At 72.2% G+C, this 15,661-nt stretch carries 15 protein-coding genes and 1 tRNA gene; 11 read left to right on the plus strand and 5 right to left on the minus strand.

All coding sequences use genetic code 11. The features are described from left to right. The first annotated feature begins 31 nt into the window (after positions 1–31). Genes ACFQ0P_RS11870 through ACFQ0P_RS11880 form a run of 3 tightly spaced genes read left to right on the plus strand, consistent with a single transcriptional unit; the run spans position 32 to position 3,389 of the window. Positions 32–1,099, plus strand: a complete 1,068-nt coding sequence (locus ACFQ0P_RS11870) for an aldo/keto reductase (RefSeq protein WP_378772245.1) — start codon at positions 32–34, stop codon at positions 1,097–1,099. Beyond that, the gene (locus tag ACFQ0P_RS11875) at positions 1,096–2,025 is read left to right on the plus strand and encodes a 4-(cytidine 5'-diphospho)-2-C-methyl-D-erythritol kinase (protein ID WP_204978900.1); all 930 of its coding nucleotides are present in this window, start codon (positions 1,096–1,098) and stop codon (positions 2,023–2,025) included. The genes ACFQ0P_RS11870 and ACFQ0P_RS11875 overlap by 4 nt, the downstream gene beginning before the upstream one ends. A gap of 23 nt (positions 2,026–2,048) precedes the next feature. Then, positions 2,049–3,389 (plus strand): GNAT family N-acetyltransferase, encoded by a 1,341-nt coding sequence (locus ACFQ0P_RS11880; protein WP_204978901.1) that lies wholly within the window; start codon positions 2,049–2,051, stop codon positions 3,387–3,389. Between the two features lie 4 nt (positions 3,390–3,393). Here ACFQ0P_RS11880 and ACFQ0P_RS11885 read toward each other — a convergent pair whose 3' ends face one another. Genes ACFQ0P_RS11885 through ACFQ0P_RS11895 form a run of 3 tightly spaced genes read right to left on the minus strand, consistent with a single transcriptional unit; the run spans position 3,394 to position 5,563 of the window. Then, positions 3,394–3,561 carry a hypothetical protein gene (locus tag ACFQ0P_RS11885; protein WP_204981559.1) on the minus strand — a complete coding sequence of 56 codons (168 nt, stop codon included), beginning with the start codon at positions 3,559–3,561 and terminating at the stop codon, positions 3,394–3,396. Between the two features lie 32 nt (positions 3,562–3,593). Then, on the minus strand, positions 3,594–3,884 hold the full coding sequence (locus ACFQ0P_RS11890) for a metal-sensitive transcriptional regulator (RefSeq protein WP_204978902.1): 291 nt from the start codon (positions 3,882–3,884) through the stop codon (positions 3,594–3,596). Beyond that, positions 3,881–5,563, minus strand: a complete 1,683-nt coding sequence (locus ACFQ0P_RS11895; RefSeq protein ID WP_204978903.1) for an FAD-dependent oxidoreductase — start codon at positions 5,561–5,563, stop codon at positions 3,881–3,883. The genes ACFQ0P_RS11890 and ACFQ0P_RS11895 overlap by 4 nt, the downstream gene beginning before the upstream one ends. 118 nt (positions 5,564–5,681) lie before the next feature. Here ACFQ0P_RS11895 and ACFQ0P_RS11900 point away from each other — a divergent pair, with 118 nt between their 5' ends. Beyond that, positions 5,682–7,499, plus strand: a complete 1,818-nt coding sequence (locus tag ACFQ0P_RS11900) for an ABC-F family ATP-binding cassette domain-containing protein (RefSeq protein ID WP_204978904.1) — start codon at positions 5,682–5,684, stop codon at positions 7,497–7,499. Between the two features lie 23 nt (positions 7,500–7,522). On the opposite strand, the gene ACFQ0P_RS11905 is transcribed toward ACFQ0P_RS11900, so the two are convergent. Continuing rightward, positions 7,523–8,020 carry a MarR family winged helix-turn-helix transcriptional regulator gene (locus ACFQ0P_RS11905; protein ID WP_204978905.1) on the minus strand — a complete coding sequence of 166 codons (498 nt, stop codon included), beginning with the start codon at positions 8,018–8,020 and terminating at the stop codon, positions 7,523–7,525. Between the two features lie 78 nt (positions 8,021–8,098). Here ACFQ0P_RS11905 and ACFQ0P_RS11910 point away from each other — a divergent pair. From ACFQ0P_RS11910 to ACFQ0P_RS11940, 7 genes are all read left to right on the plus strand, one after another. Further along, positions 8,099–8,170 (plus strand) — tRNA-Gln (locus tag ACFQ0P_RS11910). 1 nt (position 8,171) lies between these two features. Next, a complete protein-coding gene (gene glmU / locus ACFQ0P_RS11915) occupies positions 8,172–9,644 on the plus strand; it encodes a bifunctional UDP-N-acetylglucosamine diphosphorylase/glucosamine-1-phosphate N-acetyltransferase GlmU (RefSeq protein ID WP_204978906.1) in 1,473 nt (490 codons plus the stop codon). Then, positions 9,619–10,653 carry a ribose-phosphate diphosphokinase gene (locus ACFQ0P_RS11920; RefSeq protein WP_204978907.1) on the plus strand — a complete coding sequence of 345 codons (1,035 nt, stop codon included), beginning with the start codon at positions 9,619–9,621 and terminating at the stop codon, positions 10,651–10,653. Before glmU ends, ACFQ0P_RS11920 begins: the two co-directional genes overlap by 26 nt. Positions 10,654–10,768: 115 nt before the next feature. After that, entirely contained in the window at positions 10,769–11,224 is a 456-nt protein-coding gene (locus tag ACFQ0P_RS11925; RefSeq protein ID WP_204978908.1) for an FMN-binding protein, read from the plus strand. 3 nt (positions 11,225–11,227) lie between these two features. Further along, the gene (locus ACFQ0P_RS11930) at positions 11,228–12,127 is read left to right on the plus strand and encodes an FAD:protein FMN transferase (protein WP_204978909.1); all 900 of its coding nucleotides are present in this window, start codon (positions 11,228–11,230) and stop codon (positions 12,125–12,127) included. Then, on the plus strand, positions 12,124–12,678 hold the full coding sequence (locus tag ACFQ0P_RS11935; RefSeq protein WP_204978910.1) for an MOSC domain-containing protein: 555 nt from the start codon (positions 12,124–12,126) through the stop codon (positions 12,676–12,678). The genes ACFQ0P_RS11930 and ACFQ0P_RS11935 overlap by 4 nt, the downstream gene beginning before the upstream one ends. Position 12,679: 1 nt before the next feature. Then, positions 12,680–14,245, plus strand: coding sequence for an FAD-dependent oxidoreductase (locus tag ACFQ0P_RS11940; RefSeq protein ID WP_378772250.1), 1,566 nt, complete (start codon positions 12,680–12,682; stop codon positions 14,243–14,245). A gap of 9 nt (positions 14,246–14,254) precedes the next feature. On the opposite strand, the gene ACFQ0P_RS11945 is transcribed toward ACFQ0P_RS11940, so the two are convergent. After that, positions 14,255–15,652 carry an ATP-binding protein gene (locus ACFQ0P_RS11945; RefSeq protein WP_204981374.1) on the minus strand — a complete coding sequence of 466 codons (1,398 nt, stop codon included), beginning with the start codon at positions 15,650–15,652 and terminating at the stop codon, positions 14,255–14,257. Positions 15,653–15,661: the final 9 nt, after the last annotated feature.

Genomic DNA, 15,661 nt, shown 5'->3' on the forward strand with positions numbered 1-15,661 from the left:
ACCCGGCGGCCTCCGCCGCTAGCCTGGACCGGTGACCGACCAGCCGAACTACCGCTCCGGCGGAGGAGACCTCCACCGCCCGTACACCGCCGCCGACGACCGCTACGATCTGCGCGACTACCGCCGCGTGGGCACCTCGGGCCTCACCCTTCCACCGGTGTCCCTCGGGCTGTGGTGGAACTTCGGCGACAACATCCCCTTCGACAACCAGCGCGCCCTGCTCCGCCACGCGTTCGACAAGGGGATCACGCACTTCGACCTCGCCAACAACTACGGCCCGCCGTACGGAACCGCGGAGACGAACTTCGGGCGGATGATGCGCGAGGACTTCGCCCCGTACCGCGACGAGCTCATCCTCTCGTCCAAGGCCGGCTACGACATGTGGCACGGTCCGTACGGCAACGGCGGATCGCGCAAATACCTCATCTCCAGCGCCGAGCAGTCGCTCAAGCGGATGAGTGTCGATTACGTCGACATCTTCTACTCCCACCGCGTCGACCCCGACGTGCCCGTCGAGGAGACGGTCGGCGCGCTGGACACCCTGGTGCGCCAGGGCAAGGCGCTGTACGTCGGCATCTCGTCCTACAGCGCCGAGCGCACGGCGGTCGCGGCATCCGTCGCCCGCTCGCTCGGGACGCCGCTGGTGATCCACCAGCCGGCGTACTCGATCCTCAACCGCTGGGTCGAGGACGGCCTGACGGGTGTGCTGAAGCAGGAGGGGATGGGCGCGATCGCCTTCACCCCGCTCGCGCAGGGACTCCTCACCGACAAGTACCTCGGCGGGGGAGAGGCCGATCGCGCGCAGCAGCGGCGCTCCCTGCCCGCGGGGCCGCTCAGCGACAAGGGGCTGGCGACGCTGCGCGGACTGGATGTCGTCGCCAAGGAGCGCGGCCAGTCTCTCGCGCAGATGGCGATCCAGTGGGTGCTGCGCGACCCCGTGGTCGCCTCGGCGCTCATCGGGGCGTCCCGCCCCTCGCAGCTCGACGAGAACCTCGCCGCTCTGGACGGACCGGCCTTCACGACCGAGGAGCTCGAGCAGATCGACGCCCTCTCGGACGGCATCGACGTCGACCTGTGGGCGGAGTCGGCCACCTCGTGAGCGAAGCCCTGGCCGAGAACCGGGTGCACGTGCGCGCCCCCGGGAAGCTCAACCTCTTCTTCGAGGTCGGCGAGGTGCAGTCCGACGGCTACCACGACGTCGCCTCGGCCTACCAGGCCGTGTCGCTGTACGAGGAGGTCTGGGCCACCGAGGCGGTGGACTTCACCGTCTCGGTCTCCGGCACGGTCGACGTGTCGGGTGTCCCCTCGGACGATCGCAACCTCGCCCTGCGCGCGGCCCGGCTCGTCGCCCAGCGCATCGGCCACAGCGGTGGCGTGCACCTCGACATCGTCAAGGCGGTGCCGGTCGCGGGTGGCATGGGCGGGGGCTCCGCGGATGCCGCGGCCGCGCTCGTCGCGTGCGATGCGCTGTGGGGGGCCGATCTGGGGACGACAGAACTGCACAAGCTCGCCGCGCGACTCGGCGCGGACGTGCCTTTCGCGCTGATGGGCGGGACCGCGATCGGAACCGGACGCGGGGACCAGCTGAGCCCGGCGCTGGCCAAGGGCCGCTTCGACTGGGTCGTCGTGCCCGCCGAGGAGGGGCTGTCCACTCCTGAGGTGTACGCGCACCTCGACGCGCTGCGCGCCCGGAACGACATCGCGCCCCCCGTCGGGGCGCCCGAGGTGGATCGCTCGGTCCTCCACGCCCTGCGCGCCGCGGACCCCGTCGCCCTCGCGGAGCACACGCGCAACGACCTGCAGGCGGCGGCGCTCTCGCTGCGGCCCGCGCTGCGCGAGGTCCTCGACCTCGGCGAGCGCTCGGGTGCGCTGGTGGGCCTGGTGTCGGGGTCCGGGCCTACGCTGGCATTCCTGGCACCGGATCCCGAGTCCGCTCTCGAGGTGCAGGTCATGCTCTCGGCCGCGGGACTGACCGCGCTCCACGTGCACGGGCCCGTCGCGGGCGCGCGGGTGATCCGGCTCTGACGATCGACCCTGGAGGACGCACGATGACCACGAACGGTCCGGCGGCACCCGACACCGACCGCGCGGCGTTCCGCGCCGCACCGGTCGACGAGCAGTCGCGCGTGAGGCTCGCGGGCGGCGGGCTGGACTACCGGCGCACGAGCGTCGAGGGCGACGACTTCGCGCCCTGGCTGCAGTCGGTCGCACGCGGGTTCCAGGACGGCGAGCGCACCGCGGAGCACATCGCGTCCGCGCGCGAGCGGTCGGCGTACCGGCGGCTCACCGGTGTCTACGACCCGACGGCGCCGGTGCCCGAGGCGCCCGTCGCGACGATCGCGTCCTGGCTCGGCGAGCTGACCGTCCCGGGTGGCAGCGCCCTTCCCTCGTGCGCGATCTCCGCCGTCACGGTCGCTCCGACCCACCGACGTCGGGGGATCGCGCGGGCGATGCTCGAGGGCGAGCTCCGTGCGGCGGCGGCAGGCGGCATCCCGATGGCCATGCTCACCGTGAGCGAGTCGCCCCTGTACGGGCGCTACGGCTTCGCGCCGGCAGCGGCCAGCGCGTCGTGGCGCATCGAGACGCGACGCGCGGGCTGGATCGGGCCCCGACCCGACGGGCGAGTGGACTTCATCTCGCGCGAGACGCTGCGTGCGCTCGTCCCCGACCTCCACGAGCGCGTCCGTCTGCGGGTCGCCGGCGAGATCGACGTGCCCGGCTCGCACTGGGACGGTTTCGCGGGGACGACACCCACCGCCGAGAAGGCCGGAGACAAGCGCGCCGTCCAGTACACCGATCCGTCCGGCGTCGTGCGCGGACTGGCGCTGTACACCGTGAGCGAGAACCACGACGACTTCACGAAGGCGACGGTGCGCGTGGCCTACCTGCTGGCCGACGGCGACGACGCCTACGCGGCGCTGTGGCGCTTCCTTCTCGAGCTCGACCTGGTGGCCGAGGTGCACGCCGACGAGCTGTCGGTCGACGAGCCGCTGCGGTGGATGATCGCCGATCAGCGCGCCGCTCAGGTGAGCGTGCGGGACCACCAGTACGTGCGCATCCTCGACGTGCTCGCCGCTCTCGAGGTGCGCCGCTACAACGCGCCCGGTGCCCTGCTGCTCGACGTCGCCGATCCGCTCGGGCACGCCGCCGGACGATTCCTTCTCGAGGTGGACGGCGACGGCGTGGGGCGTGTGCGCCCGGCGGGCGACGACGCACCGACGGAGGCCGTCGAGGTGTCGCTCGGCATCGAGGAACTGTCCGCGGCCTACCTGGGCGGCGTGTCGCTCGCGACGCTCGCCGTGGCGGGCCGGGTACGGTCGACCGACATCGTCACCGCGGCGCGGGTGTTCTCGTGGAACACCCCGCCGCGCCTGAGCATCTGGTACTGACGCGTCAGCGGCGTCGGAGAGCGGCGAACAGCCCTCCGCCGCGGGGGGCGGGGTCGTGCCCGGCGCACCGCTGCGCCTGCGGCACTCCGGCCAGCGCCTCCTCCACGTGCTGACCGCAGCCGTCCCACGTGGCCTTGCCGCACACCGCGCATGTCACTCTTCTGCACATCATGTCCTCCTTCTCGTTCTTTCGGCGCGCACCGGTCAGGCGAGCGCGAGGAAGAGCTTCTCGAGCTCTTCGGCCGTGAGGCCCTCGGCTTCCTCGGCGCCGGCGGGATCTGTGACGCAGTCGCGCATCGCCGCCGACACGATCGCGAAGCCGGCGCGGTCGAGCGCGCTCGTGACGGCGGCGAGCTGGGTCACGACGTCGCGGCACGATCGGCCGGACTCGACGGCCGCGATCACGCCCGCGAGCTGCCCCTGCGCGCGACGCAGCCGGTTGGCGATGCGCTTGCGGGTCGCCTCCTGCTCCTCGGCGGTTCCGGTGATGATCATGCGTAGGCTCCTTCGCGGGTGAGGATGCGATCGAGATCGGCGCCGTACCAGTGCTCGAGGGTGCGCATCCCGCCGGACAGCGAGGCCGAGTCGAACCCGTGCGCGACGAGCACGCGGTGGGCGATGTTCGATCGCACGCCCGCCGCGCACAGGACGCGCACCGGTCGGCCGGCGGCCGCGTCGCGGACCTCGTCGATTCGCGCCCGCAACTCGGTGTGCGGCACGTTGAGTGAGCCGGGGATGTGCCCGGACGCGTACTCCGCGGATGAGCGGACGTCGAGGATCATCGCGTCCTCGCGCATCCGGTCGAGGTCTGCGGCGTACCAGAGCCGGAGGCGACCCGTGAGCACGTTCTCGGCGACCATCCCGATGAGGTTGACGGCATCCTTCGCCTGTCCGAAGGGCGGGGAGTAGGCCAGGTCGAGGTCGATCAGATCGGCGGCGCCCATTCCCGCGCGCATCGCCGTCGCGAGGACGTCGATGCGCTTGTCGACGCCTTCGGTGCCGACCGCCTGTGCGCCGAGCAGCCTTCCGTCATCGCCGATGTGCACGACGACATGCATCGGCGCCGCGCCGGGGAAGTAGCCCGCGTGCTGGTTCGGGTGCAGGTGGAGAGTGCGGAAGCCGATGCCGGCAGCCTCGAGCTGTGCCCTCGTGGCCCCGGTCATCGCGACGGCCAGTCGGCCGACGCGCACGATCGCGGTCCCCTGCGCGGGCGCCTGGACGCGGGCGCCGGGGACACCGAAGATGTCGTCGGCGACCAGTCGTCCGGCGCGGTTCGCGGGTCCGGCGAGGGCGACGGGCGCGATGGCGCCCGTGATCGCGTTGCGCACCGCCGTCGCGTCTCCGGCAGCCCACACTCCGCGAGCCGACGTGCGTCCGTGCGCGTCGACCACGATGGCGTCGCGTTCGGTCTCGATGCCGGCGTCACGGGCGAACCCGGTGTCGGGCCGCACACCGACCGACAGCACGACGACGTCGGCCTCTACGCGGGTGCCGTCGTCGAGGACGACCTCGTCCGAAACGACGCCTCGTTCGATGCGGGCGGCGCCGATGCCTTCGTGGACACGGATGCCGAGCCGGAGCAGTTCGTCGCGCAGGGGAGCGGCGAGCTCGCGCTCGAGCGGCGGCAGCACCTGATCGGCGCGCTCGACGAGGTCGACGTCGAGTCCTGCGTGCCGGAAGGCCTCCGCGGCTTCGAGCCCGATGAATCCCGCTCCGAGCACCACGGCGCGGCGGTCTCCGCGCACGACGTGGCCGCGCAGGGCGACGGCGTCGGCGACGGTGCGCAGGGTGTGCACGCGGGGTGAGTCCAGGCCGGGGATCGGCGGCGTCACGGCCGACGCCCCCGGGGCGAGCACGAGCGCGTCGTAGGGGAGGGTGACGACCGCGTCCATCGCCCGGGCGGTCACCGTTCGCGCGGCGGTGTCGACCGCGATCACCTCGTGCCCGACGCGCACGTCGAGATCGAGCGAGGCCCGCAGGGACGCCGGATCGTGCAGGAGCAGGTCGGCCTCGGCGGGGATCTCCCCGCTCACGTGATAGGGCAGGCCGCAGTTGGCGAACGATACGACGGGCCCGCGCTCGAGCACGATGATCTCGGCGCTCTCGTCCAGCCGGCGGGCGCGCGCAGCCGTGCTCATGCCTGCGGCGACTCCGCCCACGATGATCAGTCTCACGATGTCCTCCCATACCCCGGGGGGTATCCCTGGGGCCCAGCAAACGATACCCCAGGGGGTATTCAAAACTCAAATCGGAGCGAGGCGCCGGGCGAGCCTCGCCTAGCCTGGAGGGGACATGGCACATCTTCTCGGGGCCGAGGCCCTTCACCTGGAGTTCCCGACAAAGGTCGTCTTCGACGGCGTCTCGCTCGGCGTCGACGAGGGCGACCGCATCGGCATCGTCGGCCGCAACGGCGACGGGAAGTCCAGCCTGCTCGCGATGCTCGCGGGAAGACTCGTCCCCGACGCGGGGCGCGTCACGGTGCGCAGCGGTGTGCGGGTGGGCGTCCTCGACCAGGCGGACACGCTCGACGACGCGCTCACCGTCGCCGAGACGGTCGTGGGGAGCCGCCCCTCGCACGAGTGGGCGGGCGACCCCCGCACGCGCGAGGTGATCGCGGGCCTCCTCGCCGACGTCGCGTGGGACGGGCCGGTGGCCGGGCTCTCGGGCGGCCAGCGACGCCGCGTCGCGCTCGCCGCCCTGCTGGCGGGCGACCACGACGTGCTCTTCCTGGACGAGCCCACCAACCACCTCGATGTCGAGGCGATCGCGTGGCTGGCCGATCACCTCACGCGGCGCTGGGCCACCGGCGCCGGCGGTCTCCTCGTCGTGACCCACGACCGCTGGTTCCTCGACGAGGTGTGCACGCGCACGTGGGAGGTGCACGACGGCATCGTCGAGCCGTTCGACGGCGGCTATGCGGCCTACATCCTGCAGCGCGTGGAGCGCGACCGTCAAGCGGCCTCGATCGAGGCGCGCCGGCAGAACCTGGCGCGCAAAGAGCTCGCGTGGCTGCGGCGCGGGGCCCCGGCACGGACCTCGAAGCCGAAGTTCCGCATCGACGCGGCCAACGCGCTCATCGCCGACGTGCCCGAGATCCGCGACAAGACCGAGCTCCAGTCGCTCGCCGTCTCCCGTCTCGGCAAGGACGTCGTGGACCTCCTCGACGCGGCGGTCAGCTATCCGTCCCCCGACGGCGGCCCCGCCCGCGAGGTGCTGCACCCCGTGGAGTGGCGCATCGCACCGGGGGAGCGCACCGGCATCCTCGGCGTCAACGGCGCGGGCAAGTCCACGCTCCTCGCCCTGGTCTCGGGCGACCTCGAGCCGACCGCGGGGCGCGTCAAGCGCGGCAAGACCGTCCGCGTCGCGACGCTCACCCAGCGGCTGGACGAGCTGGAGGAGCACCTCGACGACGCGGTGCGCATCGTGATCGCCGGGCTGCGCACCAGCTACACGTTCGGCGCGGGGTCGAAGGCGCAGGAGCTCACGCCGGGCCAGCTCCTCGAGCGCATGGGCTTCTCGAGCGCTCAGCTGTCCACTCCGGTCAAGGACCTCTCGGGCGGCCAGAAGCGCCGCCTGCAGCTGCTGCTGATCCTGCTCGAGCAGCCCAACGTGCTGATCCTCGACGAGCCGACGAACGACCTCGACACCGACATGCTCGCCGCGATGGAGGACCTGCTGGACTCGTGGCCGGGGACGCTCCTGGTGGTGTCGCACGACCGCTACTTCATCGAGCGCGTGACCGATCAGCAGTTCGCCATCCTCGGCGGTCGTCTGCGTCATCTGCCCGGCGGCGTCGACGAGTACCTGCGGCTCCGTGAGCGCGAGCGGTCGGCAGCTCCGTCAAGGGGGACGGATGCCGCGGCGTCCCCCGCAGTGCCGTCCGGACTGACCGGCGCCGACCTGCGCGCCGCGCAGAAGGAGGCCACCGCACTGGAGCGCCGTCTGGAGAAGCTGGAGGCGCGGATCGCCGCCGCGCGCACGGCGCTGGCCGATCACGACCAGTCCGACTACGTGGGGCTCGGCGACGAGATGGCCCGCATCGGCACCCTCGAGTCCGAGCGCGACGAGATCGAGGCGCGCTGGTTCGAGCTGACCGAGCAGATGGACTGACGCGGGACCGTCCCGGCGGCGGCTCAGACGTCGAAGCCGAGGCTGAGCTTGCGCAGGAGTCCGGCCAGGCGCTCCCGATCGCTGCGCGAGAGGGTCGCCAGCAGCACGGCCTCGGCATCCACGAGGCGTGTGATCGCGGCATCCACCCGTGTTCTGCCCTCGTCGGTGAGGGTCACCAGGATGCTGCGGCCATCGTCCGGGTCGGCCTCGCGGCGGACCAGCCGGCGGCCGACGAGGCGATCGATGCGGTTCGTCATCGTCCCGCTCGAGACGAGCGTCTGCTGCAGGAGGTGCTTGGGGCTGAGCTGGAACGGCTCGCCCGCGCGGCGGAGGGCGGACAGCACATCCCACTCCCACGGCTCGAGCTCGCTGCGCCGGAACGCCTCGCGCCGCGCGCGGTCGAGGTGGCGCGACAGCCGATCGACGCGCGAGAGCACCTCCAGCGGCGAGAAGTCGAGGTCGGGGCGTTGCGTCGTCCACGCGCCGACGATGCGGTCGACCTCGTCCGTCTCCTTGGGCATCCCCCCATTATCGACGTCGGCGGGCCGGGCCTGTCGTCGAGGGCGTGGCAGACTTGACGACGGCCGCCGACGCGGCGATCCGCCGTGGTGTAACGGCAGCACGACAGCCTTTGGAGCTGTGAGGCCCAGGTTCGAATCCTGGCGGCGGAGCATGACCGACAAGACCGACGCCCCCTCCCTCGCCGTCATCGTGCTGGCCGCGGGTCAGGGCACACGAATGAAGTCCTCGCTGCCGAAGGTGCTGCACCGCATCGGCGGCCGCCCCCTCGTCGGGCACGTGATCGAGACGGCCGCGACCCTTGCGCCCGACACGCTCGCCGTCGTCGTGCGCCACGAGCGCGATCTCGTGGCCGCGGCGATCGCCGAGCAGGCGCCGGGAGCGGTGATCGTCGACCAGGACGAGGTGCCGGGCACCGGCCGGGCCGTCGAGCTCGCGCTCGCGGCGCTCGACGATTTCGCGGGCGACGTGCTCGTCCTGAGCGGCGACGTGCCGCTCCTCGAGGGCGACACTCTCGCCGCGCTCCTGAGCGCCCACCGCGGGGGCGCATCGGCCGCGACGCTCCTCAGCGCCGTCGTGGAGGACCCGACGGGATACGGCCGCGTCCTCCGCGACGTCGACGGCGGCGTCGCCCGCATCGTGGAGCAGAAGGACGCCACGGCGGACGAGGCATCCGTCACCGAGATCAACGTGGGCGTGTACGTGTTCCGCGCCGCCGAGCTCCGCACGCAGCTCGCTCGCGTCGGAACCGCCAACGTGCAGGGCGAGAAGTACCTCACCGACGTGGTGGCGCTGCTGCGCGACGCAGGACGCCCCGTGGCGGCCTCGAGTGCGCCGGATGCCGCGGCCGCCCTGGGCGTGAACGACCGCGTGCAGCTGTCCGAGGCGGCGCGTCTGCTCAACGCCCGCACCGTGCGCCGCTGGCAGCTCGAGGGTGCGACGATCCTCGATCCCGCCACGACGTGGATCGACGTCACCGCGACGCTCGGGCCGGATGTGACGGTGCTGCCCAACACGCACATCCTGCGCTCCACGGCGATCGCCGCCGGTGCGACGGTCGGTCCCGACACGAGCCTCGTGGACTGCGAGGTCGGCGAGAACGCCGTCGTCACGCGCGCGGACGCCACGCTCGCGGTCATCGGCGCCGGTGCGAACGTCGGGCCCTTCGCCTACCTCCGCCCCGGCACCTACCTCGGCGATCGCGGGAAGATCGGCACCTTCGTCGAGACGAAGAACTCCACCATCGGGGAGCGGAGCAAGGTGCCGCACCTGTCGTACATCGGCGACACCACGATCGGCACCGGCGTGAACCTGGGCGCCGGGGCCATCACCGCGAACTACGACGATCTCGCCAAGCACCGCACCGAGATCGGCGACGAGGTCCACACCGGCTCGCACAACGTCTTCGTCGCGCCCGTTAGGATCGGAGACGGCGCGAAGACCGGGGCCGGGGCGGTCATCCGAAAGGATGTGCCCGCCGGCGCCCTCGCTCTCAGCGTCGCCCCTCAGCGCAACGTCGAGGGGTGGGTCGAGAAGAACAGACCGGGAACCGGCGCCGCAGAGGTCGCGGCCAGGGCTCGGTCCGCACAGAAGGCGGACGATGGCGCGCAAGAAGAAGACGGTTGAGCTCGACCGCGACAACGACATCGCGCCGGGTCTGGTCGCCAAGACCAAGAAGCGGCTGGTGGTCGCGCGGGGCAGCTCGCACGTCGAACTCGCGACCGACGTCGCGGCGCAGCTGGGCACCGAGCTCGTTCCCACCGAGTACCGAACCTTCGCCTCCGGGGAGATCCTGACCCGCTTCGAGGTCTCGATCCGCGGCTGCGACTTCTTCCTGATCCAGAGCTTCGGGCCGCCCGTCAACGAGTGGCTCATGGAGACCCTCATCATGCTCGACGCGGCCAAGCGCGCGTCGGCCAAGCGCATCACCGTGGTCGCGCCCTACTACCCCTACTCCCGCCAGGACAAGAAGGGCCGCGGCCGAGAGCCCATCAGCGCGCGGCTCGTCTCGGATCTGCTCAAGACCGCCGGTGCCGATCGGGTCATGAGCGTCGACCTGCACGCGGCGCAGATCCAGGGCTTCTTCGACGGCCCCGTCGACCACCTCTTCGCCAAGCCGGTGCTGCTCGAGTACTTCGAGACCACCCTGACCCAGGACGACCGGGCGAAGCTCACCGTGGTCTCGCCCGACACCGGCCGCGTGCGGGTCGCCGACACGTGGTCCGACAGCCTGGGCGCGCCGCTGGCCATCATCCACAAGCGGCGGGACCCCAAGGTGGCCAATCAGGTCACCGTGAACGAGATCGTCGGCGACGTCGACGGACGCGTGTGCCTGCTCGTCGACGACATGATCGACACCGGCGGCACGATCGTGAAGGCGGCCGAGGCGCTCAAGGCGAACGGCGCGATCAAGGTCATCGTCGCCGCCACGCACCCGATCTTCAGCGACCCGGCGACCCAGCGCCTCCAGAGCACCGCGATCGACGAGGTCGTCGTGACCGACACGATCCCCGTCCCCGAAGAGAAGCGCTTCCCGAGCCTCACGATCCTGCCGATCGCGCCGCTCCTGGCGCGCGCCATCCACGAGGTGTTCGAAGACGGCTCGGTGACGAGCATGTTCGACGGCGCCGCCTGACTCGCCGCTGGGCCGGATCGTCGCTCGTTCCTAGGGCGCTCATAGCGAGCGCTGTCAGGATGCTGCGCAGGCGCCGTCGAGCGGCCGCCGCGAAACCCACGACCGAGGAGGACCCATGATCCGCACCGCCGTCGCCCCCCGTTCCGTTCGCGCCGGGATGACCCTCGCCGCCGCAGCCGGGATCGCGGTCCTCGCCGGCTGTGCTCCCGGCACGACGGGTACGACGGGCGACGTCTCCGTCGACGACACCGCGGACGGCGGCTCGTCGGGCGGCTCCTACGCGGACGGCACCTATACGGCGGAGGGGTCGTACGCGACGCCCGAGTCGGTGGAGTCCATCTCGGTGACCGTCACCCTGCAGGACGACATCGTCACGTCCGTCGAGGTGACCGGCGATCCGCAGCGGCCCGAGTCCGAGCAGTATCAGGGCCAGTTCATCGGCGGGATCTCCGATGCCGTCGTCGGCCAGGACATCGACGACCTCGCCGTGAGCCGAGTGGCGGGATCGTCGCTCACCAGCGCCGGGTTCAATCAGGCCATCGAGGCGATCAAGTCCGAGGCGGCCGCGTAGCCCGTGGGCGCTCCGCTCCCGGACGCGAACGCGTCCTGGCGGTTCGACGCGATCGGCACGGCGTGGGAGATCGTCACCGCGACGCCGCTCGACGCGGGCGCGCGTGCCGCCGTGTCGGGGGTCGTCGCGCAGTTCGACGCGGACTGGTCCCGATTCCGGCCGGATTCGACCGTGGGCCGACTCGCGGCGACGGGCGGCCGCGTCGTCGCACCCCCGGACGCGACGGTCATGCTCGACGCCTTCCGTGCGCTTTCGGACGCCACGGACGGTGCCGTGAACCCCCTCGTCGGCCGTTCGCTGGAGCGGCTCGGCTACGACCCCGGCTACTCGCTCGCGTCGACGGGGCCGGTCCCCGCGCCGCGCGCGTGGACGTCGCTGCTCGCGTGGGGCGACGGGATGCTCTCCCTCGACGCGCCGGCGATGATCGACGTCGGCGCCCTCGGCAAAGGGCGCCTCGTCGACCTCGTGCACGCCCTCGTGAGCGAGCTCTCGCCCGGGCCGGTGATCGTCGACGCCGGTGGGGATCTCGCGGTCAGCGGCCGGGCGCAGCGCATCGGGCTGGAGCATCCGTTCGATCCTCGGCGTGCCGTGGGCGTGTGGGAGGTGACCGATGCCGCCCTCTGCGCGTCGGCGACGAACCGCAGGGCGTGGGGAGACGGCCTCCACCATGTGCTCGACGCCCGCACGGGCGTGCCGGTGCGCACCGTCGCGGCGACGTGGGCGGTCGCGCGCGACGCGATGCACGCGGACGCCGTCGCGACCGCGCTGTTCTTCGACGGCGGCCCGCGCCTGGCCGCCGAGTGGGGCGTCGCATGGGTGCGCATGACGTCGGCCGGAACGGTGGAGTGGTCGCCGGGATGCCGCGCCGAACTGTTCACGCGAGAGGCTAGCGTGGAGGCGTGAGCGATTCCCCGTCCGGACACGTCGTCGCCGTCGCCCGCGACGACGCGCACCGCTTCAGCAAGCCCACCCGCGACAGCATCGTGCTCATCGCGAACCACGGTGTCGAGGGAGACGTGCACGCGGGATCGACCGTGACCCATCTCTCGCGCGTGCGGCGCGATCCGGCCGCCCCGAATCTGCGGCAGGTGCACCTGCTGCACTCCGAGCTGTTCGCCGACATGGCGCGGCGCGGCCACGGGATCGCGCCGGGAGCCCTCGGCGAGAACGTCACCACGGCGGGCGTCGACCTGCTCGCGCTGCCGCTCGGCACCCGGCTGGCGATCGGCGACGACGCGGTCGTCGAGCTCACGGGCCTGCGCAATCCGTGCCGGCAGATCGACGGGCTCTCGAAGGGACTCATGAAGGAGCTGGTGCACGTCGACGACCGCGGCGAGACCGTGCGCCTGGCCGGTGTGATGTCGGTGGTGGTGGCCGGGGGAGAGGTGCGCCCGGGCGACGGCATCCGCGTGATCCTCCCCGTGGGCGCCCCGCAGCCGCTCCGGGCGGTGTGACGTGCTCGGCACGGTCACGGCGGTGTGGAACCGCGTCTTCGCCCTCCTCGGCCGCGTCTCGATGTACCGCGTCGTCTACGTGGCGCTCGCCGCGCTCGCGGTGGTGTCTTTCGCTCTGTCCTTCTTCGACCTGGTCGCTCCCGACCCGCTCGAGCTCCTCGCGACGCTCGCGGTGCTCGCGGCGGTGTGCGCGGGGGTGGATGCCTCGGCCCAGCGCTTGCTCGGACTCGCCTGGCGCGTCGAGTCGTCGCTCATCACGGCGCACATCCTGCTCTTCGTCCTGCGCCCCACGCTCGATCCCGTCGCGCTCACCGGCATCGCGATCGCCGCGGCCGCGGCATCCCTCTCCAAGTACGTGCTCGCCTGGCGAGGACGCCACATCTTCAACCCCGCGGCGGTCGGCGCGACGGTCCTCACGCTGCTCGCGCTCGTATGGCCGGCACTCGGCGCGTCGTCGTGGTGGGTGGGCACCCCCGCACTGGCGGCCCCGGTGATCCTGCTCGGGCTCGCCGTGCTGTGGCGCACCGAGAAGGTCCGGGTGGTGGCGGTGTTCCTCGTCGTCGCGGTGGCGGTGGCCGTGCTGCGCACCGCCGCGCAATACAACCTCGCCGGCGTCGAGGTCGACGCCCTGGGGCTGTTCTGGCAGGTGCTGCTGTCGTCGCCGTTCCTGTTCCTCGGCGCCTTCATGCTGTCGGAGCCCCTCACCCTGCCGCCGCGTCGCTGGCAGCAGTTCCTCGTCGCCGGGATCGTCGGCGCGCTCGCGGGCTGGCCGATCTTCGTCGGCGGCATCTCGCTCGGACAGGAGCGTGCGCTCCTCATCGGCAACCTCGTGGCCTTCGCGTTCGCCCTCCGCACCGCCGTGCGGCTGACTCTGGCGGCTCGCGCGGCGCCCACGCCCACCGTGCAGGAGCTCACGTTCCGCGTGCAGGACCGGCTGTCGTTCGTGCCGGGCCAGTATCTCGAGCTCGAGGTGCCGCACCCCCATCCCGACGCGCGGGGGACGCGCCGCGAGTTCAGCATCGCATCGGCCCCCGAGGACCTCCCGCTGCTGCGCGTGGCGTTCAAGGACGGCAAGACCTCCACGCCCCAGAGCTCGTTCAAGAAGGCCCTGGCGCACGTGGGTGAGGGCGAGCGCCTGGCGATCACGGGAGTGTGGGGCGACTTCGTCCTGCCCAAGCGCGACGCGGCGCCGATCCTGATGGTCGCCGCCGGCATCGGCGTCACGCCCTTCGTCTCTCAGCTGCGGCACCTGCAGGCCCTCGGCCAGAACCGCGACATCGTGCTCGTCTACGTGGCCTCGGAGGCCTCGGAGCTGGCGTACCGCGCCGATCTCGAGGCATCGGGGATCCCCGTGATCGTGTTCACGCGCGACGAGCCGGCCGGGCTCCCGGCGAACTGGGTCTGGGCGCGCGGGGTGCGCCTGGACGCGGAAGGACTGCTGCGGATCGTGCCCGACATCGCCGTACGCCATGCGTACATCTCGGGTCCGGCGGGACTCATCGCCGACCTCGCGCCCGCTCTGGAGCGCGCACGGTCGATCACGACGGACGCCTTCAGCGGGTACTGAGCCGCGTGCTCACGCCGCGGGGACCGGATCCTCGGGTCGCGCGGGCAGGCGCACCTCGAAGGCGGTGTCGCCGGGTTCGCTCGTGACGGTGATCGTGCCGCCATGCGCATCGACGATGGCGCGCGCGATCGAGAGCCCGAGCCCCGTACCGCCGGTCTGGCGCGCGCGGGAGCGGTCGGCCCGTGAGAAGCGCTCGAAGATCTCGTCACGGACGCGCGGGTCGATGCCGGGTCCGTCGTCGTGCACGCGGAGCACCGCCGTGTCGCCGTCGCGCCGGACCGTCACGGTGACGGTCGTCCCCTCGGGCGTGTGTGTGCGCGCATTGGCGAGGAGGTTCGCCACGACCTGGTGCAGGCGCCCGGTGTCGCCGGCGACCTGCACGGGCTCGTCCGTGACGTCCAGCACCCACGTGTGCCCGGGACCCGCTGGTCGGGCGTCGCCGACCGCCTCGACGACGAGGCGCGTGAGGTCGACGGCGCCGTACACGAGCTCTTGCCCCTCGTCGAGCCGTGCCAGGAGCAGAAGGTCCTCGACGAGCGTGGTCATGCGCAGCGACTGCGCCTGGATGCGGTCCAGGGATGCCTCGGCGGTGTCGATCGTGGCGTCGTCGTGGTTCTGCGACAGTGCGCGCAGCGAGAGCTCGGAGTAGCCGCGGATCGACGCGAGCGGCGTGCGCAGCTCGTGGCTCGCGTCGGCGACGAACGCGCGCATCCGCTCCTCGTTGCGCTGGCGGGCCGACAGCGAATCGCCGACGTGGTCGAGCAGGGTGTTGAGCGCCTCGCCCACGCGCCCGATCTCCGTTGCGGGGTCGGCCTGCGCGACGGGGACGCGTTCGACGATCGACACCTCGCCGCGGTCGAGGGGCAGCTTCGAGACGCGTTCGGCCGTGTCCGCCACCGCGCGCAGCGGCGCAAGCCCGGCGCGGATCGTCCATGCGGTCGCAAGGCCCAGCAGGATCAGCCCGCCGGCGGTCAGGAGCCCGATCGTCGTCAGCATCTGGCCGATGTTCGCGGCCACCTCGTTGCGGGGGATGCCCACCACCACGATGCCGGCGGGGGTCGCGCGTCCCTCGACACGATACGTGCCGACCTCGTCGATCGACACGACGAAGGTCTCCTCCTCGGTCTCGAGCAGTTGTGCGATCTGATCGTCCGTCAGGGGCGTGACGGTGGAGTCCGATCCCATCACGGCGCCGGTCGGCGCGAGTCCCGGAGCCTGCTGGACGGCGAGCAGCAGACCGGGCTGTTGCGGCTGCTCGCGGAGGATCTGCGCGGCGGTCATGCCCGAGGCGAGCTCCCGCTGCACGAGCGCGGAGGTGCGCGAGGCGGCGTTGGCGACCTGCGCCGCCAGATTCGCCTCGAGGACGGAGCCGAGGATCGCGCTGGTGGCGACGCCCACGAGCACCATGATGAACGA

It is taken from the genome of Microbacterium insulae (assembly GCF_042677065.1).
Lineage (GTDB): Bacteria > Actinomycetota > Actinomycetes > Actinomycetales > Microbacteriaceae > Microbacterium > Microbacterium insulae.